Raw genomic sequence first — 436 nt, 5'->3', positions numbered from 1 at the left:
CAAGGTCGAGTCCGAGTTCCTGGTGAGTACGACGCACGGCGGCGTCAATAATCGTCTCCCCTACACGTGGATGCCCACAACAGGTGTTGGTCCACACCCCTGGCCACGCCACCTTCGTCAAAGCGCGCCGGGTCACAAGTACCCGACCGCCTACGTCAAGAACGTGACACGAGAAGGCGAGATGCCTAGGGGTATGTTGACTGTGGACGGTCGCCCGGGGAGCGGTTCCAATGTGGTTGCCGTCATCGTCAAGCAGGATAACGAAATCGTCATAACCGGAATCCGCGCTCGTCCCCACGTTCTCGCCATCATGATGACTCATGACGTCAAGTTACCAATAACCGCGAGTCCCGCGAAGTCGAATACGCTGTAGCTTGACGATATTGGCCCAATGTCGCCTCCTAGGCACGATTGAGACGCTGCTGATCCGTCCACC

1 protein-coding gene is annotated in these 436 nt (G+C 58.0%); it reads right to left on the bottom strand.

From position 1 onward, the window contains the following. The coding region (gene idi, locus ACU8YE_RS25485; RefSeq protein WP_446930382.1) for an isopentenyl-diphosphate Delta-isomerase at window positions 1-322 on the bottom strand (322 nt) is incomplete at its 3' end. Between the last annotated feature and the right edge of the window lie 114 nt (window positions 323-436).

The organism is Ralstonia sp. VS2407 (assembly GCF_052950655.1).
This window is presented reverse-complemented; position numbering and strand designations above follow the sequence as displayed.